The organism is Halobellus captivus (genome assembly GCF_007655485.1).
In the GTDB taxonomy this organism is placed as follows: domain Archaea; phylum Halobacteriota; class Halobacteria; order Halobacteriales; family Haloferacaceae; genus Haloquadratum; species Haloquadratum captivum.
Genome location: NZ_VJXQ01000002.1, coordinates 762,950 through 783,158, shown reverse-complemented (window position 1 = coordinate 783,158; position 20,209 = coordinate 762,950). Strand labels below are relative to the sequence as shown.

At 66.0% G+C, this 20,209-nt stretch carries 22 protein-coding genes and 1 tRNA gene; 13 read left to right on the top strand and 10 right to left on the bottom strand.

What is annotated here, in order from left to right; all coding sequences use genetic code 11:
• Positions 1–13 precede the first annotated feature (13 nt).
• From rpoB to FJT57_RS09285, 4 genes are all read right to left on the bottom strand, one after another.
• Positions 14–1,843 (bottom strand): DNA-directed RNA polymerase subunit B, encoded by a 1,830-nt coding sequence (rpoB, locus tag FJT57_RS09300; RefSeq protein ID WP_144904395.1) that lies wholly within the window; start codon positions 1,841–1,843, stop codon positions 14–16.
• A 4-nt stretch (positions 1,844–1,847) separates the two neighbouring features.
• Positions 1,848–3,416, bottom strand: a complete 1,569-nt coding sequence (locus FJT57_RS09295; RefSeq protein WP_144904393.1) for a DNA-directed RNA polymerase subunit B'' — start codon at positions 3,414–3,416, stop codon at positions 1,848–1,850.
• Entirely contained in the window at positions 3,413–3,640 is a 228-nt protein-coding gene (locus tag FJT57_RS09290; RefSeq protein WP_144904391.1) for a DNA-directed RNA polymerase subunit H, read from the bottom strand. The genes FJT57_RS09295 and FJT57_RS09290 overlap by 4 nt, the downstream gene beginning before the upstream one ends.
• A gap of 409 nt (positions 3,641–4,049) precedes the next feature.
• A complete protein-coding gene (locus tag FJT57_RS09285; protein ID WP_144904389.1) occupies positions 4,050–5,342 on the bottom strand; it encodes a glucose-6-phosphate isomerase in 1,293 nt (430 codons plus the stop codon).
• Positions 5,343–5,457: 115 nt separating this feature from the next.
• Between FJT57_RS09285 and FJT57_RS09280 the strand changes: the two genes are divergently transcribed.
• The 5 genes from FJT57_RS09280 to FJT57_RS09260 all read left to right on the top strand — a co-directional run bounded on the left by FJT57_RS09280 (position 5,458) and on the right by FJT57_RS09260 (position 9,642).
• Entirely contained in the window at positions 5,458–5,991 is a 534-nt protein-coding gene (locus FJT57_RS09280; protein ID WP_144904387.1) for a hypothetical protein, read from the top strand.
• A gap of 69 nt (positions 5,992–6,060) precedes the next feature.
• Positions 6,061–6,558: a DUF5812 family protein gene (locus tag FJT57_RS09275; protein ID WP_144904386.1), complete on the top strand. Its 498-nt coding sequence runs from the start codon at positions 6,061–6,063 to the stop codon at positions 6,556–6,558.
• Positions 6,559–6,640: 82 nt separating this feature from the next.
• Complete coding sequence (gene secF / locus FJT57_RS09270) at positions 6,641–7,528, top strand: protein translocase subunit SecF (protein WP_144904384.1); 888 nt, start codon at positions 6,641–6,643, stop codon at positions 7,526–7,528.
• Positions 7,528–9,138, top strand: coding sequence for a preprotein translocase subunit SecD (locus tag FJT57_RS09265; protein WP_144904382.1), 1,611 nt, complete (start codon positions 7,528–7,530; stop codon positions 9,136–9,138). The genes secF and FJT57_RS09265 overlap by 1 nt, the downstream gene beginning before the upstream one ends.
• Positions 9,139–9,360: 222 nt before the next feature.
• On the top strand, positions 9,361–9,642 hold the full coding sequence (locus FJT57_RS09260; protein WP_238993951.1) for a DUF7511 domain-containing protein: 282 nt from the start codon (positions 9,361–9,363) through the stop codon (positions 9,640–9,642).
• A 38-nt stretch (positions 9,643–9,680) separates the two neighbouring features.
• Here the strand turns inward: FJT57_RS09260 and rnhB are convergent, their stop codons facing one another.
• The 3 genes from rnhB to FJT57_RS09245 form a co-directional block, all read right to left on the bottom strand.
• Positions 9,681–10,400 (bottom strand): ribonuclease HII, encoded by a 720-nt coding sequence (gene rnhB, locus FJT57_RS09255; protein ID WP_144904380.1) that lies wholly within the window; start codon positions 10,398–10,400, stop codon positions 9,681–9,683.
• Positions 10,397–11,734 carry a tRNA pseudouridine(54/55) synthase Pus10 gene (locus tag FJT57_RS09250; RefSeq protein ID WP_144904378.1) on the bottom strand — a complete coding sequence of 446 codons (1,338 nt, stop codon included), beginning with the start codon at positions 11,732–11,734 and terminating at the stop codon, positions 10,397–10,399. Before FJT57_RS09250 ends, rnhB begins: the two co-directional genes overlap by 4 nt.
• Before the next feature lie 81 nt (positions 11,735–11,815).
• Positions 11,816–12,379 (bottom strand): DUF4112 domain-containing protein, encoded by a 564-nt coding sequence (locus FJT57_RS09245; protein WP_238993950.1) that lies wholly within the window; start codon positions 12,377–12,379, stop codon positions 11,816–11,818.
• Between the two features lie 139 nt (positions 12,380–12,518).
• Between FJT57_RS09245 and FJT57_RS09240 the strand changes: the two genes are divergently transcribed.
• From FJT57_RS09240 to FJT57_RS09220, 5 genes are all read left to right on the top strand, one after another.
• Complete coding sequence (locus tag FJT57_RS09240; RefSeq protein WP_144904375.1) at positions 12,519–13,475, top strand: ABC transporter ATP-binding protein; 957 nt, start codon at positions 12,519–12,521, stop codon at positions 13,473–13,475.
• Entirely contained in the window at positions 13,472–14,239 is a 768-nt protein-coding gene (locus tag FJT57_RS09235) for an ABC transporter permease (RefSeq protein ID WP_144904373.1), read from the top strand. The genes FJT57_RS09240 and FJT57_RS09235 overlap by 4 nt, the downstream gene beginning before the upstream one ends.
• Before the next feature lie 85 nt (positions 14,240–14,324).
• On the top strand, positions 14,325–14,921 hold the full coding sequence (trmY, locus tag FJT57_RS09230) for a tRNA (pseudouridine(54)-N(1))-methyltransferase TrmY (protein ID WP_144904371.1): 597 nt from the start codon (positions 14,325–14,327) through the stop codon (positions 14,919–14,921).
• Positions 14,922–15,039: 118 nt separating this feature from the next.
• A complete protein-coding gene (locus tag FJT57_RS09225) occupies positions 15,040–15,357 on the top strand; it encodes a CHY zinc finger protein (protein ID WP_144904519.1) in 318 nt (105 codons plus the stop codon).
• A 109-nt stretch (positions 15,358–15,466) separates the two neighbouring features.
• Positions 15,467–15,539: transfer RNA gene (locus FJT57_RS09220), tRNA-Pro, on the top strand.
• A 50-nt stretch (positions 15,540–15,589) separates the two neighbouring features.
• Here FJT57_RS09220 and FJT57_RS16410 read toward each other — a convergent pair.
• The 3 genes from FJT57_RS16410 to FJT57_RS09210 all read right to left on the bottom strand — a co-directional run bounded on the left by FJT57_RS16410 (position 15,590) and on the right by FJT57_RS09210 (position 17,480).
• A complete protein-coding gene (locus FJT57_RS16410; protein ID WP_162524323.1) occupies positions 15,590–15,736 on the bottom strand; it encodes a hypothetical protein in 147 nt (48 codons plus the stop codon).
• A gap of 84 nt (positions 15,737–15,820) precedes the next feature.
• Positions 15,821–16,162, bottom strand: a complete 342-nt coding sequence (locus FJT57_RS09215) for a DUF5658 family protein (protein WP_162524322.1) — start codon at positions 16,160–16,162, stop codon at positions 15,821–15,823.
• Positions 16,163–16,364: 202 nt separating this feature from the next.
• Positions 16,365–17,480, bottom strand: a complete 1,116-nt coding sequence (locus FJT57_RS09210; protein WP_144904367.1) for a metal-dependent hydrolase — start codon at positions 17,478–17,480, stop codon at positions 16,365–16,367.
• Between the two features lie 187 nt (positions 17,481–17,667).
• On the opposite strand from FJT57_RS09210, the gene FJT57_RS09205 reads away from it, so the two are divergent.
• The 3 genes from FJT57_RS09205 to FJT57_RS09195 all read left to right on the top strand — a co-directional run bounded on the left by FJT57_RS09205 (position 17,668) and on the right by FJT57_RS09195 (position 20,192).
• Positions 17,668–18,066 carry a VOC family protein gene (locus FJT57_RS09205; protein ID WP_144904365.1) on the top strand — a complete coding sequence of 133 codons (399 nt, stop codon included), beginning with the start codon at positions 17,668–17,670 and terminating at the stop codon, positions 18,064–18,066.
• Between the two features lie 51 nt (positions 18,067–18,117).
• The gene (locus FJT57_RS09200) at positions 18,118–19,419 is read left to right on the top strand and encodes a hypothetical protein (protein WP_144904363.1); all 1,302 of its coding nucleotides are present in this window, start codon (positions 18,118–18,120) and stop codon (positions 19,417–19,419) included.
• Between the two features lie 107 nt (positions 19,420–19,526).
• The gene (locus tag FJT57_RS09195; protein ID WP_144904361.1) at positions 19,527–20,192 is read left to right on the top strand and encodes an NUDIX hydrolase; all 666 of its coding nucleotides are present in this window, start codon (positions 19,527–19,529) and stop codon (positions 20,190–20,192) included.
• The last annotated feature ends 17 nt before the right edge of the window (positions 20,193–20,209 follow it).

Here is a 20,209-nt window from a genome sequence, read left to right as displayed (position 1 = left end):
TGACATTGTGTTGTTAGACTGCGTCTTGGAGGTCCAGGCGTGGTCGGATGCCGAGCGCGATCATCTCGTCGAGGAGGAGCTTGAACGCGTAACTGATCTCGATCTCGTGGATGTCGTCCTCGTCGCCGGTGACGGGATCGTAGATGCGGCGCTGGCCGCGGTCCTCGACGGCGACCATCCCGGTCTCCGCGGAGATGTACACCGTCTCCTTGTCGGAGGAATCGAGCAGGCGTTCCTGCAACACCATCGCCGCGCCGTGGCCGATGACGGTGTCGCGCTCCATCTCACCCAGTCGGAGACCGCCCTCGCGGGCGCGTCCCTCGGTGGGCTGGCGGGTGAGCACCTGCACCGGCCCGCGCGAACGAGCGTGCAGCTTGTTGCTCACCATGTGGTAGAGCTTGTGATAGAAAATCGTCCCGACGAAGATCTCGGCGTCGATCTTCTCGCCGGTGACGCCGGAGTACATCACTTCCTTGCCGGAGGATTTGAATCCGTGATCTTCGAGCGCGCCGCGGAGTTCCTCTTCGGACTCGCCCTGGAAGGCGGTGCCGTCGACGCGGCGTCCCTCGAGCGCGCCGACCTTGCCGCCGAGCATCTCCAGCACGTGGCCGACCGTCATCCGCGACGGGAGCGCGTGCGGGTTCAACACGAGGTCGGGGACGAGGCCCTCCTCGGTGAATGGCATGTCCTCCTGCGGTGCTAGGTGACCGACGACGCCCTTCTGACCGTGCCGGGACGCGAACTTGTCGCCGAGTTCCGGGATCCGCTGGTCGCGGACCGACACCTTCGCCAACTTGGAACCGTCTTCGCCCTCCATCAGGGTCACGGTGTCGACGACGCCCGACTCTCCGGAGCGCATCGTCACTGAGGTCTCGCGTCGCTTTTGCGGCGAGAGCCCGCCCATGTCGTCGGGCTCTTCGAGGAATCTCGGAGGGGACGTCTTGCCCAAGAGAACCGAGTTCTCGTCGACCCGCGTCTCGGGGTTGACGAGGCCGTCCTCGTCGAGGTGCGTGTACGCGTCTTCCCCGCGCGCACCGCGGACGTCCTGGCTCGGCATCTCGAAGCGGTCCTCCTGACCGCCGGGGTAGCGTCGCTCCTCTCCCTCGTACGTCCGGAAGAAGTGCGAGCGGGCCATCGCCCGGTCGACCGAGCCCTGGTTCATCACGAGCGCGTCCTCGATGTTGAACCCCTCGTAGCTCATCACGGCGACGACGAAGTTCTGCGCCGCCGGTCGCTCGTCGAACCCGATCTGTTCTGTGGTCTGGGTCTTGACCATCGACAGTTGCGGGTAATGGAGGAGGTGCTGTCGCGTGTCGGGACGGATGCGGTAGTTCGCCGCGGGGATCCCCAGCGACTGCTTCATCATCCCCGCACCCATCGTAATACGCGGCGAGGCGTTGTGCTCGGGATACGGGATCATTCCCGCGCCGATCCCGAAGATGAGCTGCGGGTCGATCTCGAGGTGGGTGTGCTCGTCGTTGATCTCGTCCTCGTCGACGGCGACGTAGATGTCTTCTTCCTCCTCGGCGTCGATGAACTCGACGTAACCGCGCTCGACGAGGTCCTCGAACTGCAGGGATCCCTCGGTGACCGCTTCGATCTCCTCGTCGCCGAGGAGTGGTTCGCCGTTTTCGACGACGATCAGCGGGCGGCGCGCGCGGCCAGCGTCGGCGTTGACGATGACCTCGCGTGTCCGCTCCTTGACGGAGACGTTCACCATCTCGCTGACGTCGCCGCGACGCCGCGCCTCTCGGATCTGGTCTGCGAGCTGTTCGGGGTCGGGGTGCGTCCCGACCAAACTGCCGTTGACGTAGACTTTCGCCTCTCGTTGTGCCTGAGCCATCGTTTTAGTCGTCCGCGGGTGTGCCTGCTGCCGGTCCTTCGATGCCGGGAATTCCTTCGACGCCCATCGACGCCAGTTCGCGCTTGAGCGACTGTTCGTCCTCGATGTTCTGTGAGAGCTCCATCGCCTGCGCGAAATTCTTCACCAACCCGCAGTTCGGTCCCTCCGGCGTTTCCGAGGGGCAGATGCGACCCCACTGGGTCGCGTGCAGGTCGCGCGCCTCGAAGTGCGGCTGGCTCCGCGACAGCGGGCTGCGGAGCCGACGCAGGTGCGAGAGCACGCCCATATAGTCCGTCCGATCGACGAGCTGTGAGACGCCGGAGCGGCCGCCGACCCAGTTGCCCGTCGCGATCGGGTGTTCGAGCCGCTCGGTTAGCACGTCGGAGCGAACCACGGTGCTGACCGTCAGATCGCGGTTCCGCATGTTCGCCCGTTCGAGCTGGTACTTCACGTCGCGTGCCAGCTTGTTCAGCGCGGTTCTGAACAGGTCCTTCATCAGGTCGCCGGACACCTTCAGCCGCTTGTTGGCGTAGTGGTCCTTATCGTCGGACTCGCGGCGGTTCAGGGCGAGTTCGAAGCAGGCTTCGGCCATCCGACAGAGGTAGTACGCCTTGTTGATGCGGACGTCCTCGTCCTCGACGCCGTCCTCGTGCAGGTGCGGCAGCAGGTAGCGGTCGATGACGTAGTTCGCCCGCTTCAGCTGGTAGTTCTTGCCCTGGCCGCCCGCGACGCGCTCGCCGAGCGTCTCGATCGCGGCCTGCTCGGTCTGGACGTCGGCCTCCTCCAGGTTTTCGAGCATGAACTTCACGATCTCGGGGTCGTCGCTCACCCGATGAACGATCTCCTCGTCGGACTCCAGCCCGAGCGCGCGAACGAGCGTCACGAAGTTCACGCTGCCCGACACCGAGGGGAACGAGACTTCGAGCAGTCCCTCACGGTTGCGCTCGCAGAGCACGAGCGCGCGGTAACCCCGGCGCTGGGAGAACGTCTTCGCGACCTGAATCTCGTCGCCGTACTTCGAGTCGTATTCGGCCAGAATCTTGTTCGGTGCGAGGTCCTCGCTCGTCATCAACACGCGCTCGGAGCCGTTGACGATGAAGTAGCCGCCGGGGTCAACGGGGTCCTCGCCGATCTCGATCAGCTCGTCGTCGGTGAGCCCGGCGATGTTGCACTTCGAGGAGCCGACCATAATGGGCATCCGTCCCACCTTGGTCTCGGTCGTGTCGACGACGATCTCCTCTTCCTCCTCGCCCCCGCGCACGATGGACATCTCCATAAACACCGGCGCGGCGTAGGTGATGTTCCGGAGTCGGGCCTCCTGCGGGAACAGCAGTTCCTCGGACCCGTCGGCCTCGCGGACGCGGGGCGTCTCGATCCGGACGTCACCGAGTTCGACGTAGACGGGCTCTTCGCCCTCCTTGTCGCCGATGTCGGTCTCGATTCGCTCCTTCTCGGTGACGACGTCCTGCATCCCCCGTTCGAGGAAGTTGTTGAACGAGCGGAAGTGATGCTCTGCGAGTCGTTCCTCCGAGAAGTACTCTCTCGATACGGCGCGTCGGTCCTCTCGATTCATTCGATCACCAGTCGGTAAGAGACTGCTCTGTCTGTCGTTCGCGAGTCGCGGACGATCTTGACGACGTCGCCGACTTCCGCGTCGTCGGGGAGCGCGGGGTCCTTCCGTTTGATCTTCGGAAGCTCCGCGCGCTCGACGTCGTACTGCGTCAGCATCGACTCGACCTCTTCTTCTCCGATGAGCGTGTGCTCCGGGACGAGTTCGTGTTGGCTTACGTCTACCATATCTGAGTGCGATGGGTGTCGGTTGGGGAAGAAATTCTCACGGGATACTACAGCCCGGTTCGGATGGGAGCCATTTAACCCTTGCCAACTTCGGGTCGGATAAGCACGGCTCACCATCACGAGTACCCTCAGCACTCGTGTTGCGTTGACACACGCAAGTCTCGGATAAAGATGTTCCGGCGAGTTGCGCGCGAAAGGCGACCTCCCGCCGCTCACGCGGGCAGAGCCACAGAGTTTATCTCCCAACGGGCGGCCAGCGCCCCCGTGATCTGAGGCTGATCCCGCGTCGGGCCGCGGTTGCTCGGCACGTCGACGCGGGACTGACGGCGACACTCGGGTGTGACTGACTCCCGACGACGTCGCAGGCGGTGTGCCGACTGTTCGCCACTCTCTCTCCCTTCGAGGACGCCTATTCGACGACGAGGCTCGTCCGCTCGTCGACGGCGTCGGCCTCCGCGAAGTCGCCGCCGCCCAGCAGGCCGCGGGCCGCCTTCTTACCCCACTCGACCGCGGGCTGGGTGAACGTCGAGACCGCCGCGAGCTCGCCGTACAGCACGCACGCGGCCTCCATCTCGTAGAGCAGCGAGCCGAGGCTCTCCTCGTCGACGGCGTCGATCTCGACGCGGATCGCCGGGACGCCCGACTCGACGAGGCTCGCCTCCGTCGCCTCGAACTCGGCGTCGAGCAGCTCTCCGAGCGAGGAGCCGCCGAGGTACGACAGCCCGTCGAGGTCGGTTTCGGGGATCGCTCGGTCCGTGTAGTCGCGCGGCCGGACAAGTGTGATGAGCTTGTCGCGAGGACCGGCGCGGTACAGTTGGAGTTGGGAGTGCTGATCTGTCGCGCCGAGCGCTCTCGCGGGCGTCTGACCGAGGCCGTCCTTCCCGAGGCTCTCGGCCCACAGCTGGGCGAACCACTCGGCGAACGTCTCCAGTCGCTCGGCGTAGGGCATCATCGCGTTCGTCACCGCGCCGCGGTTCGCCAGCGCGTACGTCGTCGCACCGTAGGCGTACGCGGGCGTCTCGAACAGCGATCCCGAGAGCCCGTCAGCCGCGTCGCTCGCGCCCGACCGGATCGAATCGAGGTCGTGGCCCTGAATAGCAGCCACGGCGAGGCCGACCGTCGAGAGCGCCGAGAACCGGCCCGGAACGCCGTCCGGGACAGCGAGCGAGGGTAGCTCGTGCTTCTCCGCGAGCGACCGGAGGTTTCCGGACTCGCCGGTCGTCACGAAGGTTCGATCGGTCCAGTCGACGCCAGCGTCGGCCATCGCCTCGCGGACGACGAGGAAGTTCGCGAGCGTTTCGGCCGTCGTCCCCGACCGAGAGACGACGTTCACGACCGTCCGATCGAGCGGCAGCGACTCCAGGAGTCGCGAGACGTGCTCCGGGTCGACGTTGTCGAGGAAATACGCGTCGGGGTCGTCCGGTCCCGCGAGGGCGTCGGCGAACGTCGCCGCGCCGAGGGCGCTTCCACCGATGCCGACCGTTAGAACCGCCTCGGCATCGTCGAACGGCGCGACGGCTGATCGGATCGCATCGAGGTCGACGGTTGACGGGAGGTTCAGCGCCTCGTAGCCGTGATCGTGTTCGTTGCGGCCGGTTTCGATCCGCTCGTGAGCGGCCGCTACCTGTTCGTCCAGTCGCTCGAGCGACTCCCGAGAAACGCCGGGTGTCGCGTCGAGCGCGCTGCCGAGGTCGACGTGCATATCTCCTCAAGCACCGCCCGCGACGAAAAACCGGTCGATCTGTCCGCGATTGAGGACTAACGGGGAACGCCGATCGATCGGTTCGTTCAAACCGTCGCGCGTCCAAGAAGCTCCGATGGCATCCGGGTACGACGGCGTCTTCGGTGCGTTTCCCTACGCGCTGCGCACCAGCGAGTCGTGGCTGTTCAAGTGCTACGTCGTCGCGAGCGCGCTCGCGATCGGTCTCATCACCCTGCTCGTCGGTATCGCAGTCGTGGTCCTGATCGGCCAGACTGCCGCGATTCAGGGCGGGTCGCTCACGCTCTCGCGCGCGTTCTACATCGTCCTCGGTCTGCTCGTCGTGCTCCCCGCGATCGCGCCGGTCCTGATCGTCGCCCGGCGTCGACGCCGCGGCGTCGACGCCTCGGCCCGACACGAGACCGCGCTCGCCGTGGCCGGGTTCGTGTTCCTCCTCACGCTGTATCTGGGTCTCGTCGCGTCGATGCCGGAGACGTTCGCTCTCGACGGCGACACCGTCACGCGGCCGCCGCCCAGCGGCATCTTCGCGCCCGTTATCGCGGCATTGTATGCGGTTCCGGGTGCGCTCTCGTGGACCGTTCCGCTCGCCGGAGCGCTGCTCGTCGCAGTCGTTCACCGGGTTTTCGGGTGAACCTTGCCGCCGCTTATCAACCGGCTGCCGACGAAACCCGCAAGTGCCCTGACCGGCTAGGAGGGCCCAATGACCGACGCCGACGGACCGAATGCGGACGACGACCAGATAGAAGGGACCTTCCTCGTGACGGCCGCCGAATCAGACTCCGCGGTGCTGAAAAACGTCGAGAGCGGACAGGTTCACACGCTCTCGTCGAATCCCGGTGTCGAGCGGGCGGACGTCGTCGAGGGCGTCGTCGCCCCCGATCCGCCGCTGAACGTCTCCTACCAGCTGATCGAGACGTCCGCCCGACGGTCGCTCGCCGTCGAGAAGAGCGACGAGCCGCCGACAGCGCACTCTCAGGAGTTGGCGGCAGCGCAAGACATCGGCGGGCTCACGCGCGAGGAGCGCGCCGGGACCGGGGAGATCCACGTGATTACCGTTCCGGAGGGAGACACCGAAACCGCCGTCGACGACGTGCTCGACGACGAGGAGCAGTTACTCTCGCGAGCGGCGCGTCTCGGCGTGAACCGCGTCGAAGTCCGGTCGTCGCCGGGCGTGCTCTCTGTTCGATATATGCCCTGAGGTACTGTCGGGTCGCTCTGTTCGGCCCGACGTGTAGTCGAGCATAAGAAGGCTTATTCGGCGGCGCTCTCCACCGGCACTTATGGTCGAGTTTACGGTACCGGAGGTCGATTACTCTCGGTACACGAATCGCCAGTTAGCGGCGATTCCGCTGGCCCTCTTGGTCCTGGCGCTCCTTATCATCTCGGGGTGGTACGTGATGACCGGATCGCCCGTGAACCAGGGCATCGATTTCACCGGTGGAACGGAGGTACAGGTCGCGATCGACGGCCCGCAGGCGGAAGCCGAACAGCAGATCCGAGAGACGTTCTCGGCTGAGCCCGAATCCATTCGATCGGTCCCCGCACAGAACGTCTACGTCGTGACCTTCCAGTCCGGGGCGGGTACGGACTCGGTCGAGGCGTCCGAGTTAGAGCAGCAGGCCACAGACGCCGGGCTCGACATCCGTTCGATTTCGACCGTATCCGCGAGCTTCGGAGGCGACACGCAGACGCTCGCACTCGGCGGGCTCGCGGTCGCGTTCCTGGGAATGAGCGTCCTCGTCTTCGCCATGTTCCGCGTGTTCGTCCCCTCGATCGCGGTCGTCCTCTCCGCTTTTTCGGACATCGTGATTCCGCTCGCGCTGATGAACGTGCTCGGCATCGAACTCTCGCTCGGGACCGTCGCCGCCCTCCTGATGCTCATCGGGTACTCCGTCGACTCGGATATCCTCCTCAACAACCACATCCTCCGGCGCTCGGGTGACTTCTACGAATCGACGTACCGGGCGATGCGGACCGGCGTGACGATGACGTTGACGTCGATCGTCGCGATGATCGTGATGACGATCACGGCGACGCTGTTCGGGATTCAGCTCCTCGCCGCGATCGGGACAGTGCTCGTGTTCGGACTCGCGACCGACCTGATGAACACCTATCTGCTCAATCTGAGCCTGCTTCGCTGGTACAAGTTCGAGGGGGTGAATCGCTGATGGTCGATTTCCGTGACAACTGGCGGGTCGTCCTCCTCGTCGTATTCCTCCTGATTTCGACGTTCGCGCTGTTCTCGCCGACCCTCGCGGCCGACGACGGCGGTGAGAGCGGCGGTGACGTCGCGGGCGAACAGGGACTGACGAACCTCCAGTACGGACTCGAACTCTCGGGCGGCACACGCGTTCGCGCACCGCTCGTCGGCGTGACCGCCGAGGGCGTCGAATTCGGCGGCGACGAGCCGCGAACGGTCGAACAGAACGTCGCGGACGAACTCGAGAACGCGGGACCAGCGGACGTGATCGCGCGGTTCGGAGCACAGTCCGGGGAGCAATCGACCGCACAGCCGCAGTCGGGGCCGCAGAGCACCGTCGAGGTGACCGCCGAAGACGTCAGCCCGGATGACCTCGCGGCCGCACTCGACGCGGCCGGGTACGATCACGAGACCACGCGCGAGGGCGTCACGGAGACGACCCGACAGGAGGTCGTCCGCATCCTCCAGAACAAGATCAACGAGGCCGGGCTCTCCGGCGGGACGGTCCAGCAGGTGACGACCGCCCAGGGCGATAACTACATCCTCGTCGAGGTGCCGAACCAGGACGCCTCGGAGGTTCGAAACCTCGTCGCCGAGCGCGGGACGGTCGTCATCGAGGCGTACTACCCCGCCGGAAACGACAGCGGATACGCCCGCGACGTGGTTCTTCAGCAGGAGGACTTCCAGAGCATCGGGACCGCACAGGAGAGCGACGGCGGCGGCGCGTACGTCCCCGTGACGGTCTCCGAATCGGTCGCCCCCGACTTCCAGCAGTCGATGCGGGATTCGGGCCTCGCACAACCGGGCGGGACGCGGTGTACCTACCAAGCGGACGCCAACAGCACCGAACCGTGTCTCCTCCTCGTCGTCAACGGCGAGGTGACGAACGCGTTCGGAATGAGCCCCGGGCTGGCCGACAGTATGCGCAGCGGCGAGTGGGCGCAGAACCCGGTCTTCCAGCTGCAGACGACCAACGTCTCGGAGGCCCAGGAGGTCTCGATCAACCTTCGCGCCGGTGCGCTCCCGGCCCAGCTCGATTTCTCCAGTGAGAGCGGCGGAACGACCTCCTACATCTCGCCGAGTCAGGGTGCGGACTTCCGGACCAACTCCCTCTTCACCGGCATTATCGCGGTGTTCGCGGTCAGCGGGACCGTCTTCTTCCGCTACCGCGACGCCCGCGTCGCCGCGCCGATGGTCGTGACCGCGCTCTCGGAGGTCGTCATCCTCCTCGGGTTCGCGGCGGGAATCGGCTATCCGCTGGACCTGTCGGTGATCGCCGGGTTCATCGCCGTCATCGGTACCGGGGTCGACGACCTCATCATCATCGCCGACGAGGTGATGGCCGAGGGTCAGATCGACTCCAGGCGCGTCTTCCAGTCGCGCTTCCGGAAGGCGTTCTGGGTGATCGGTGCCGCGGCGGCGACGACGATCATCGCGATGTCGCCGCTGGCGATCCTCTCGCTCGGCGACCTCCAGGGCTTCGCCATCTTCACCATCCTCGGCGTTCTCGTCGGCGTCCTCGTCACCCGACCGGCGTACGGTGACATCCTGCGGGCGCTGACGACGGTGGATCGCTGACGAGTGGATCGCTGACGAGTGGATCGCTGACGACGGGGTCGCTGAGCGAACCGGATTTCACGCTCACCTTCCGCTGATGACGCGAAAAACGTCTTCTCGATGCCGAATCCTACCCTATAAGAATAGGCACTCAATTAAATACGATTCCGCGACAACTTCGAGTTGTACTGGGCGACGACTACCATCGAACCTCCGTCAGAAACGGAGGATGTGAGACACACAATGCCCATTGATACTGATCTCCCTACTGACTCCCCACCGACCGACGACCGCACCGCTGCAGACGCCCGCGTCGGCGACATCGATACGGACGACCGCGGCCGTGCGGACGGGCGCGGGGACACCGACGACCGCGAACAGATCCTCGTCGCCCGCGTCGAAGCGTACGAGGGCGACGCCGACGAGTGTACGATCTATCCCGTCGAGGCCGACCCAGCCACGCTGCAAACGACCTGGATCTCCGCCGAAGCGGGTTCGTTCGTCGCCCTCGATTCGATGCGATAGCCCGGTAGCAGCGGTGTTTCGTTCGCCGTCCCTTCGCTTCAGAACTCCGAGAGCGCCGACTGTTCGGCGGCGGCGAGCACGTCGTCGCACGTCGACCACGATGCGCGAGCGCACGCCGGTAAGTCTCCCGTCTCGCTCACGTACCGCCTGAGGAAGTCCCGAGTCGTCGGGTCGCTGGGATACCCGCTGCCGAGCGGGCCGTAGTCGGCGAACTCCGCTTCGAGCGCGTCGATCTCGGCGTCGCGGCGGACCTTCGCGAGGGTCGACGCGGCGGCGACCAGCGGATAGGACGCGTCCGCACCGTGTTCCGCGTGCACGTCAACAGCGATTCCGCCCGCGGCGGACTCGCCGCCGCGAGAACAGTCACCGCTGTCGATGCCGTCTCCCCCGACGCCCTCGCGAACGCGACGGGCGAACCGCGACTCGCTGACGTCGCCCGCGTCGGCGACGACGACGTCACCGGCGCGCGCCACCGCGGCAATCGCCTCCGCGTGCGCCTCGACCGTCAGCGAGTTCATATCCGTCTCAGGGTCGTCGATGCGATCGGTCGAGATGACGGCGATCCCGACGGCGACGTCCTCGCGCTCCCGTAGCGTCTCGGCGATCGACTCCCGTTTGCCGGGTGACAGCCGCTTGGAGTCGTCGACGTCGTCGGGAATCGCCGCCGCTGGCGCGCGCACCGCGGCCGCGACCATCGGTCCGAGCACGGGCCCCTTTCCAGCCTCGTCGCTTCCGACGACGGCGTCTTCGGGGGTCATTCCTCTCTGTCGTGATCGGTGCTGTCCGCTTCCTCCGCCGCCGAGCCGTCGCCGTCGAGGAAGAACGCCTCGTCCTCGAACGGTTCGTCCTCGCCGTAGACACCGACGACGTCGAGCGCGGTCACTTCGGCGTCGACGCCGAGTAACTGGGCCAAACTCGGCTCCGTCCGGCCCTCGTCGCCGGAGATGAGCTCCTTGATATAGAGCCCGCCCGCCCCGTGGATCTCGACGGTCGCCTGCGTCTCGTCGTCGAGTTCGCCCCGCGTCTCGTACACCTCGCGCGTGCGAGTCAGACTCGCCCGCCGGTGATCGACCCGGTGGGGCGTGTACTGCTCGATCGTCGCGCCTTCGAGTTCGTCGAGCGCGTCCGCGAGCGCGTCGGCCTCGATGGGGGAGCCGAACTCGACTTCGGCCCGGTAGCGCTTCGAGGCGTCGAGCTTCTTGACGCGCTCGACCGTTTCGTAGCTCGCGAGCCGCAGTCCCTCGACCTCGACTCTCCCCTCCGCGAAGGCGTTGATGTCGCCCTCCAGTCGTTCGACGTCGATTCGGCGGCGGCGCGGCTCCATCACTTCGATGACGAACGGGCGACCGGTGCCGAGCATCCGCGCGTCGACGTCTTCCCTCCCCGCGCCGTGGAATTTGGCGTCCGTCCCGTCCATCACGTCACGGACGACCGGCGCGGTCAGTCCCTCGACGCTGTCCTGATACAGGTACCCGGTCCCGTCGCACTTCTCGCAGGGCTGCTTGCCGATGTACCCCGAGCCCTGACAGGCGTTGCAGGGCCACTCCGTCTGCGGGATGTCGCGTTCGAGCTTCCGGTAACGGCCGTAGACGAACGCCGAGTGGACGTCGACGTTGACGACGTCTGCCTCCAGATCGAGCGTGAACTGGACGTCGGGGCGGCCGAAGTCCACGTCGGTCTCCGTGAGCCGCCCCACGCGCTTGCCCACCTCGCGGTTGAATTCGGACTTGAACAGTTCGCCCGCATCCTCGGGAAGTCCCGCGCCCTCGCGGAGCAGGATCTCGTTCTCTTCGATCAGCGGCGGCGTGCGCGTGCCGACCTGATAGGTGTCGAACTCGACGCCCTCGATCGCCTCCGCGCAGCGCTCGGCCCACGCGTCGAACTCCGCGCAGCGGCCCTCGCAGACCCAGCACTCGGCGGTGTCGACCGGTTCGTACGGCTCGTCATCGTCGAGCGCCGCGGCGATCCGGAGGCTCTTGCCTCGCTCGGCGTTCGTCAGCCCGAAGCTCCGGTCCGCGAAGGCCCGCCCGAGACAGGCGTCACAGACGGGTTCCTGCGCGGCGAGCGCGCGGGCGTCGGCGAGAATGCTCATACAGGTAGTTGTGGGGGCGCTCGCTTTGTTCTTGCCTTTTCGCTATCGATCGTGGGGGGCGACCCGAGTAGTCGGGTTCACCTATCCGAGGACGCCCGCGGCCCCGAGTAGCCACCACAGGGTCACGAGCACGAGGGCGCTCACAGCCAACACACCGAGGAAGACGACGGCACCCAAGAGGAGCACGACATACCTGTCTCTGCGCTCACCGGCCCTATCGGGCTCGCTGAGGCGCGATTCGAGGAGTCTCACGTTCCGGTCGTTTGCCCGCCAAACGGCATCGAAGGCGTCGCCGACGAGCGGGACCGACCCGATGAGCGCGTCCACGAGGAGGTTCAGACACATCCGCGCCAGGGTCGCCCGCGGCGCGCCGAGCGCCGCGGCTTCGGCGACGACGTACGCCGACGCGGCCGTCGCGGTCACGTCACCGACGCCCGGAAGGAGCCCCAGTATCGGATCGAGACCGATGCGGACGTTCGTCCCCGGGATCTCGACCGCGCTGTCGAGCAGGCGACTCAGGCGACGGAGGCGAACGAGTCGTTCGGTTCCCTCCGGCGAGCCGATGTCGAGTTCGTCTGCGACGGCGTCGGGAGCGACGTCGACCGGGTCGTCGTCGACGGCGTTCGGTCGGTTCGTCCGATCCACAGTCGATGATCGGCGGCGACACGCTTCGGTGTTCCGGCGGAATTCCGAACGATACCCGGTCGCCGAATCGCCGATACGTCGAGGCATCACCGTCCGACTTCGTGGTCCTTAGGTCGGCGCGGAACCGACCGAAGTGCGAATGGAGCCCGCGATCGAGATCCGCGATCTACGGAAATCTTACGGCGACGTACAGGCGCTCGACGGCGTCGACCTCACGGTCCCACGGGGATCGTTCTTCGGTCTCCTGGGCCCGAACGGCGCGGGGAAGACGACCTTCATCAACGTCCTCGTCGGACTCGTCCGCAAGAGCGGCGGGGAGGCGAGGGTGTTCGGCCACGACGTCGAAGCCGACTACCGCGAGGCGCGAGACAGCATCGGCCTCGCGCCGCAGGAGTTCAACGTCGACCGCTTCTTCCCGATCCGCGAGGTGCTCGAACACAAGGCCGGGTACCACGGCATCCCGCGGGAACGCGCCAGCGAGCGGGCCGAGGAGGTGCTGAAGCGCGTCGGGATCTACGACAAGCGAGATACGCGCTTCGACTGGCTCTCCGGCGGGATGAAGCGCCGGTTCATGCTCGCGCGGGCGCTCATCACCGAACCGGACCTGCTGATTCTCGACGAGCCCACCGCCGGGGTCGACGTGCAACTCCGCCACGAGCTGTGGGAGACGATCGTCGACCTGAACCAGCGGGGCACGACGATCCTGCTCACGACACACTACATCGAGGAGGCCGAGCGCCTCTGCGACGAGGTCGCGATCCTCGATTCCGGCCGCGTCCTCGACGTCGCCACCCCCGAGGCGCTGATGGATCGCGGCACCGACGACGTCGTCGTACAACTGCGCGAGGAACCGACCGCGGTGCCTGACTTCGCCGCCCGCGACGACCGCGTGGAGTCGGTCGAACTCGACGGCACAATGCTCGTCGTCACGGCTCGGCAGGGCGGACTCGTCGCCCCTGAGGTCGTCAGCCTCCTCGACGACGACGGCCACGAGATCGTGGACCTCGAAATTCGGCGCACGTCGCTCGAAGAGGTGTTCGTCGAGATGACGAGACAGGGCGAGGAACGCGCGACGCCGGAGGTGTCGTCGTCGTGAACGTCGATACGACCGGCTTTCTCGCGCTGCTGCGACGCGAGGTGCTCCGGTTCCTCCGTCGCCCGCGGAACACCTTCCTGCCGCCCTTCATCACCAACGTCCTCTACTTCTCGGTGTTCGGGGTGATCCTCGGCGAGCGGATCAACGAGATCGCAGGCGTTCCGTACATCCTGTTCATCCTCCCCGGGCTGGTCGTCCTCGGCGCGATCTCGAACGCCTTCGAGAACACGTCGTTCAACATCTTCCACGGACGGTGGAACCGCTACATCGAAGAGGTGCTCACCTCGCCGCTCTCCTATCAGACGATGGTCGGCGCGTACGTTCTCGCGGCGGCGATCCGCGGTGCGATCGTCGGCACGCTTATCGCCTTAATCGGGGCGTTCTTCACGACCGTCGGCGTGGTCCGACCGCTGTACCTGGTCGCCTTCGGCGTCGTCATCACGGCGTTGTTCGCGAGCCTCGGGGTCGTCGCCGGGCTCTGGGCCGACGACTTCGACGATCTGACGATGCTGAATCAGTTCATCCTCCGGCCGCTCGTCTTCTTCGGCGGCGTCTTCTACTCGCTGAACGAACTGCCGGAAACGGTCCAGCAGGTCTCGCTGCTCAATCCGATGATCTACATGGTCAACGGCGTCCGATACGGCTTCCTCGGCGTCAGCGAGGTCGACCCGAACGCGTCGCTGGCGGTGCTCGCGGGACTCACGGCCGTCGTCATCACGCTCGACGTCGCGCTCTTCCGGCGCGGATACGGGCTGTCGGAGTGATCCACCGCCACATCGGAATCCACAGAGCGGGTAACGGTCACTCACAACTCGGTCGATTCTTGGTGATCGAGCCGCGAAACGAGGTATGCGACAGTTCCTGATCGTCGGTCACGACGCCCCGACGACGCCCGATTTCTCGCTCGACGACCTCGCTGGCGCAGCGGGACGGCTCGACGTCCTCTGTCGGTGCGTCAACAGCGCGTTCTTCCTCTCGCACTCGATCCGCGAGGACGTCCGCGTCCATCTCGTCCTCGGCGACGAGTTCACCGTGCGGTTCGAGGGCTCTGAACTCCGCCGACTCAACCCCGACGAACGGAGCACGGCCGCGCTCGTCCGTCAGGCACTCGAACACCGCGAGGACGCGATCGGCCACATGCCCGCCGAGAGCACGCCCGGCGTGTCGATCCGGCGGATGGGATTCGAGGAGACGCTCGACGCCGTCGCCGACGGGACGACGCTCCTCACGCTCCACGAGGACGGCGACCCCATCGTCGACGTCGAACCGCCCGCTGATCCGCTGTTCGTGCTCTCGGACCACCACGATTTCTCGGCGGCCGAACGCTCGCTGCTCGACGCGCGCGCCGACGAACGCGTCCGCGTCGGGCCCGAGGTGCTCCACGCGGACCACACAATTACCGTCGCCCACAACTTCCTCGACACCGAGGGCTTCACCGCCTACTGAGATCGATGGACGATGATCGCACGGAGCGACCGGGCGACGGTCGCGAGGACGGGAACGGAGACGACGAAGGAGCGATTCCCTTCGAACGACGGACGCTTCCGCTCGCGACGACCGCTTTCTGGTTCCCCTCCGCGGAGTCGCGGTCGATTCCGACACTCGCTGTGCCCACTGGAACAGCGCCGTCGACGTCGTCGCCCTTCGATTCGCCTGCTGTGAGGCGTTCTCGCCGTGCCACGCCTGCCACGCTGAAACTGCCGACCACGACCCGGAGCCGTGGCCGCGCGAGCGGTTCGACGAACCGGCGGTGCTGTGCGGCGTCTGCGGCGAGACGCTTTCGGCGCGGGCGTATCTCCGCGGCGACGACGCGTGTCCGCACTGTGGCGCGGCGTTCAACCCCGGGTGTCGTCGGCACCGAGAGCTGTATTTTGACGTGTAGTCGGTGGCCGGACACGACGTTGTAGCCGGTGGCCGGACACCACGTGATGCACGGGTCCCGAAACCCGGTTCGGAAGCGTTAAAAGAACCAACGGCGACTGTTGGGATGCGGGCCGGTGGGGTAGCTTGGTATCCTTCGGCCTTCGGGTGGCCGTAACCTCAGTTCGAATCTGAGCCGGCCCATATTCTCCCCACCTCTCAGAACCAATGAGCGCAGCGAGCAGTCAGATGGGTTAGTCGGACTGGTACCGTTTGATCGCGTACCCGAGAACGAGAATACCGACGAGCGCCCCGATAACGGCGACGGTGATCAACTCGGGATTCACCGCAGTGGATGCCGCCCCCGTGTGTTCGTGTCCCTCGTGGAGGAGGATGGTCATACCTGCCGTTCCCGATGGATGGGTAAATCTGCTTCGAGGAGCGACTGTCGTGTGCGGTTGGACGCCGACCACCGTTCGACAACCTCATATCAGGGCGGCCGCGATCACGGCTCCGTTCCACACCGTGACGACGAACCCGAGCGCGCACAGTCCGAGCGGAACGCCGATGCTGTGCGGCGACGGCACGAGGCGATAGAGGCCGTAGAACCCGCAGACGATCAGCACTTTCACCGGGACAATCATCGAGAGCCCGTAGCTGTTAATCAACCACGCCGCGACCGGACTGGCCTCGACGACCGTCCGCAGCTGGAGGCCGACGAGAGTGGTGGCGATGTCGCCGACGAGGAAGAGGACGATCGCTCCGTACCACCACAGCAGGGCGTTCTCTTCGAGGATGTCGATGGAACCGTCGAAGTCGGTGTTCATCGCTCTGATTGGGGGACTCATTGTGATCGTATGCGAGGGCGACGGGCACTCGCAGTACGGCGATCCGTCGCCGATGGCACCGATACCGGAACCGTGGACGGCACCGGCACTCACGACGGCCTATGTGCCGTGTGAACGCCCGTCTTTCTCTCGATAAATGTATTTCGAGCGATATGTACTAAACGTTTGGATTCGGTCCCTCTCAGACTGCGCCGAAGAGGACGTACGTCGAGAGATACGACACCGCGGCGATCGTCAGCGTCGAGAGACCGGCGATGGCACCGTACGCGACGGCTTCGATATTGGGCCATCCGGTACGCGTCGCCGGGACGTTCCTCGCAGTGATTCGGGCGCGTGCGGCGACCCACACGCCGACTCCGAACGCCAGCGGAACGATCGTGAACCCGAGGACGTGAGCGTCGACGATCGTCGGACGCGGGAGGACGAAGACGGCGGCAGCGTAGGCGACGCCGACGATGGCTCGCGGGTCGATCAGCCCTCGAAGGCGGCCCACAACACGCCGAACGTGATCTACGACACCCAGAAGACGACCACCGGAACCGGCTCGAAAGTCGGACGACGTAGACCGCGATTCCCGCGGATATCCGAGTCCCGCCGCGACGGCGATCCCGAACCACACGGCAACGAGTTCGACGAACAGGACGCCGAGAATTTCGAGCGTTGGATCGGTCGCGAGGCTCACCCGCTCCGTGAGAAGCGGCGGGCCGAACGGCGACAGCAGCGGCGGCGGCGCGGCCAAAAGCACGTCGCCGAATGGATGTGTGAGAAAGCCGACGCCCGCGGCGGCCGTCAGCGCCCTCGTCGGGAGTCGCGTGCGGTAACCCACGAGGACACCGACGACGGCGACGACGGCGAGAAACGCGATGGCGACGACGGCGGCCGTCTGATCCTCGGATCCCCGAAACGCCCGGATCAGCACAGCCACGTAGAGAATGACTGCCCCCCCGAAGAGCGTCACACCGACCCGGTCGGGCCGGGCCGACTCCGACCGCTGCCTCGCACTCAGCGCCGCCCCGAGACCGAACACGAGCGCGGCCGCCACTCCGACGGGGAGCGGGTGCGTGACGACGCGGTGGACGCCGTTCGCGACGCCCCAGAACGCCTCCCAGCCCAGCGGCGTCCCGCCAGCGACGGCGAGCGCGTAGGTCGCGACCGCGTAGAATACGTCGAGATCGGGGAGCAGCGCCGCCAGGCCAGCGACGATGCCCAGACGACGTGCGGAGCGATCGTCGAATCCGACGCGGGAGGCCCCCCAGCCGACGATGGCGAACGCGACGAACTCGTGGCCGACGAACATCAGTCACGTCGGATCTGCCCGCCGCGGAAGAAAGCGTTTCGGGTGCCGTCCTCTCAGCTCTCGCGTGTCTCCCTCGGAGAGCCAGGCTGCCGTCATCGGAGAACCAAGCTGCCGCATCGGAGAACAAGCTCTCAGTATCGCCGAATCCGACATCCGGTATTTTGGTGTGGGCGTTCGAAGTCGAACTATGAACGGAACCGCAATCGACCACGTGAACCTGCACATCCCCGAAGACGGCGTGGGGTCGGCGCTGGAGTTCTACCGCGACGCGCTCGGCTTCGACATCGTCGGGATGGACCTGTACGAATCGGGCGAGAAACCGTTCTTCTCTGCTCGGCTCGCGCCGGGGGCGGTGATCCATCTCCAGCCCGACGCGGGGTTCGCCCCCGCGAGCGAACACACCGCCTACGATCACGTCGCCGTCAGAATCGACGACACGATCGAGGGAATCGAGGACGCGCTCGCAGCGGCGGACGTCGACGTCGAGCGGCGACTCGAACCGCTTGGCGCGACCGGCGTCGGCCCCGCAGTCTACGTCACCGACCCGTTCGGCTATCGGATCGAACTGAAGGCCGAACAGGCGTGATTCGGACACCGAACGGTTTTTCTCGTCGGTCGTGGTTGGCCTATCCAATCGATGCGAGATCTGGTCCCTCTCGGCAATCGCCCCCGGTCCGGACGGCGGGCGGGCGCGTTGCTCGTCGCGTTCGGTGTCCTCCTGTTGGTCTCGTCGCTCGCCGTCGGTGCCGCCCTCGCGCCGGACGTCGGCGCTGCGGACGACAACGACGAGATCCGGCAGACGCTCGTCGGATCCCAAGGCGGCGGGCCGGGACTGCACGACCACGGCTCCGTGTACCTGCTGGACGGTCGCGAGACGACGTGGCGCACCGGCGACACTGACAGCTACTTCGACGTCACGATGCTCGACAACGGCAGCGTGATGGCTGGCTTTATGGACGACGGCTACGCCGAGTGCGGTCCCTACGAGTCGCCGTGTACGCACACCGGGTTCCGGATCATCGATCCGAACGCCGACAGCGCCGCCGACCCCGAAATCGAGTACGAGTACTCATTCCCGGTTCGGACCCGCGCGAACAGCGAGGTCCACGACGTCGAACTGCTCGACTCCGGGGAGTTCCTCGTGAGCGATATGGAGCACGAGCGGATCTTCACGGTGAAAAACGGCGAGGTCACCTGGCAGTGGAACGCCAGCTCCCGCTACGACGCGCCCGACGACCCCACGCGTACCGACTGGCTCCACATCAACGACGTCGACGTCATCAGCGAGGACCGGTACCTCGTCTCCGTCCGCAACGCGCACCAGCTGGTGATCGTCGAGCGCGGCGAGGGCGTCGTCGAGGTGGTCAACGGCGACGCGGAGACGACGCAGGGCGATCCGACGCTGTTGCGACAGCAACACAACCCGCAGTGGCTCGGCGATGGGCGGGTGCTCGTCGCGGACAGCCACAACGACAGGGTCGTCGAACTCGAACGGGCCGAGCGTGGCGAGTGGGAGGTCGTCTGGGAGATCTACGCCGCGGAGGGTGTCAACTTCAACTGGCCGCGGGACGCCGACCGACTCGACAACGGTAACACGCTCATCACCGATTCGCTGAACCAGCGACTCGTCGAGGTGAACCGCTCGGGCGCGACCGTGTGGAGTTACGGGACGCCGCAGGTCCCGTACGAGGCCGAACGTCTCCCGGAAGGCGAGACGGTCGGCGCGACTTCCTACGCCGACGAGGACACAGATGAGCCGACGACGATCGGCGAGGGCCGCGACGTTCCCGTGTTGTCGTTCCTCCTCGTGATCTTCCAGACGGGGTTACAGACGCCCTTCTGGTTCAACGAGGGCCACGTCGCGGTCACGATCGTCTCCCTGCTCTGCGTTCTCGGTGGCGTCGGCCTCGTCGTTCGCGGGCAGTTGGCTGGGGACTGATTGATCGGTTGATTGCTTGACCGATCACCGCTTAACCGATCTTCCCGCGCTTCATCTCTCCCTGAGTGCACCCACGGATTCTTGTTGATCCGTGTAGAGTGACAGATATGACCGACGGCGACGAAGGGGATACAGACGGCAACGGGAGCGGTCCAGACGGCGACAGAGGCAGCAGAGACGGTCACGGGAGCGGTACAGATAGTCACGACGGCGACAGCGACGGCGGAAACGATCTAACGTGGCAAACGACAGAGAGCGGAATCGATTACGCGTGTCCTGGGTTCCAAGTCCGCCGCGACGACGTCGTCCTTCCCGACGGCACCGAAACGGATTTTCATTACGTCGACGAGCCGCCCGCGGTCGTCGTCCTCCCGTTCACGCCCGAAGGGGATGTCGTCGTCATCGAGGAGTGGCGACAGGCGGTCGGACGGATCAACCGCGGCCTTCCGGCGGGGAGCGCGGAACCGGACGATGACGACCTCGTCGCGGTCGCCCACCGCGAGCTCACCGAGGAAACCGGCTACGAGGCGGAGACGGTCGAGAAACTTTTCGAGAGCGAGCCAGCGAACGGCCTGTTGAACAGCGCCCACCACTACTTCGTCGCCCGCGGGTGCACGCCGACCGCGGAGCAGAACCTCGACTTCAACGAGAGCATCCGCGTCGACTTGGTCGACTACGATGACCTCCTCGGCGAGGTCGTCGACGGCGATATTCGCGACGGACGAGCGATCCTCGGCCTCACTCGGTACGAGCTCGTCGATCGCTGGTCCTGAACGCGAGGGTTCGAGCA

What these genes read in the sequence shown, in the direction of transcription:
- rpoB (WP_144904395.1), bottom strand. Translation starts at nt 1,843, where the DNA reads ATGGCTCAGGCACAACGAGAGGCGAAAGTCTACGTCAACGGCAGTTTG.
- FJT57_RS09295 (WP_144904393.1), bottom strand. Translation starts at nt 3,416, where the DNA reads ATGAATCGAGAGGACCGACGCGCCGTATCGAGAGAGTACTTCTCGGAG.
- FJT57_RS09290 (WP_144904391.1), bottom strand. Translation starts at nt 3,640, where the DNA reads ATGGTAGACGTAAGCCAACACGAACTCGTCCCGGAGCACACGCTCATC.
- FJT57_RS09285 (WP_144904389.1), bottom strand. Translation starts at nt 5,342, where the DNA reads ATGCACGTCGACCTCGGCAGCGCGCTCGACGCGACACCCGGCGTTTCT.
- FJT57_RS09280 (WP_144904387.1), top strand. Translation starts at nt 5,458, where the DNA reads ATGGCATCCGGGTACGACGGCGTCTTCGGTGCGTTTCCCTACGCGCTG.
- FJT57_RS09275 (WP_144904386.1), top strand. Translation starts at nt 6,061, where the DNA reads ATGACCGACGCCGACGGACCGAATGCGGACGACGACCAGATAGAAGGG.
- secF (WP_144904384.1), top strand. Translation starts at nt 6,641, where the DNA reads ATGGTCGAGTTTACGGTACCGGAGGTCGATTACTCTCGGTACACGAAT.
- FJT57_RS09265 (WP_144904382.1), top strand. Translation starts at nt 7,528, where the DNA reads ATGGTCGATTTCCGTGACAACTGGCGGGTCGTCCTCCTCGTCGTATTC.
- FJT57_RS09260 (WP_238993951.1), top strand. Translation starts at nt 9,361, where the DNA reads ATGCCCATTGATACTGATCTCCCTACTGACTCCCCACCGACCGACGAC.
- rnhB (WP_144904380.1), bottom strand. Translation starts at nt 10,400, where the DNA reads ATGACCCCCGAAGACGCCGTCGTCGGAAGCGACGAGGCTGGAAAGGGG.
- FJT57_RS09250 (WP_144904378.1), bottom strand. Translation starts at nt 11,734, where the DNA reads ATGAGCATTCTCGCCGACGCCCGCGCGCTCGCCGCGCAGGAACCCGTC.
- FJT57_RS09240 (WP_144904375.1), top strand. Translation starts at nt 12,519, where the DNA reads ATGGAGCCCGCGATCGAGATCCGCGATCTACGGAAATCTTACGGCGAC.
- trmY (WP_144904371.1), top strand. Translation starts at nt 14,325, where the DNA reads ATGCGACAGTTCCTGATCGTCGGTCACGACGCCCCGACGACGCCCGAT.
- FJT57_RS16410 (WP_162524323.1), bottom strand. Translation starts at nt 15,736, where the DNA reads ATGACCATCCTCCTCCACGAGGGACACGAACACACGGGGGCGGCATCC.
- FJT57_RS09215 (WP_162524322.1), bottom strand. Translation starts at nt 16,162, where the DNA reads ATGAACACCGACTTCGACGGTTCCATCGACATCCTCGAAGAGAACGCC.
- FJT57_RS09210 (WP_144904367.1), bottom strand. Translation starts at nt 17,480, where the DNA reads ATGTTCGTCGGCCACGAGTTCGTCGCGTTCGCCATCGTCGGCTGGGGG.
- FJT57_RS09205 (WP_144904365.1), top strand. Translation starts at nt 17,668, where the DNA reads ATGAACGGAACCGCAATCGACCACGTGAACCTGCACATCCCCGAAGAC.
- FJT57_RS09200 (WP_144904363.1), top strand. Translation starts at nt 18,118, where the DNA reads ATGCGAGATCTGGTCCCTCTCGGCAATCGCCCCCGGTCCGGACGGCGG.
- FJT57_RS09195 (WP_144904361.1), top strand. Translation starts at nt 19,527, where the DNA reads ATGACCGACGGCGACGAAGGGGATACAGACGGCAACGGGAGCGGTCCA.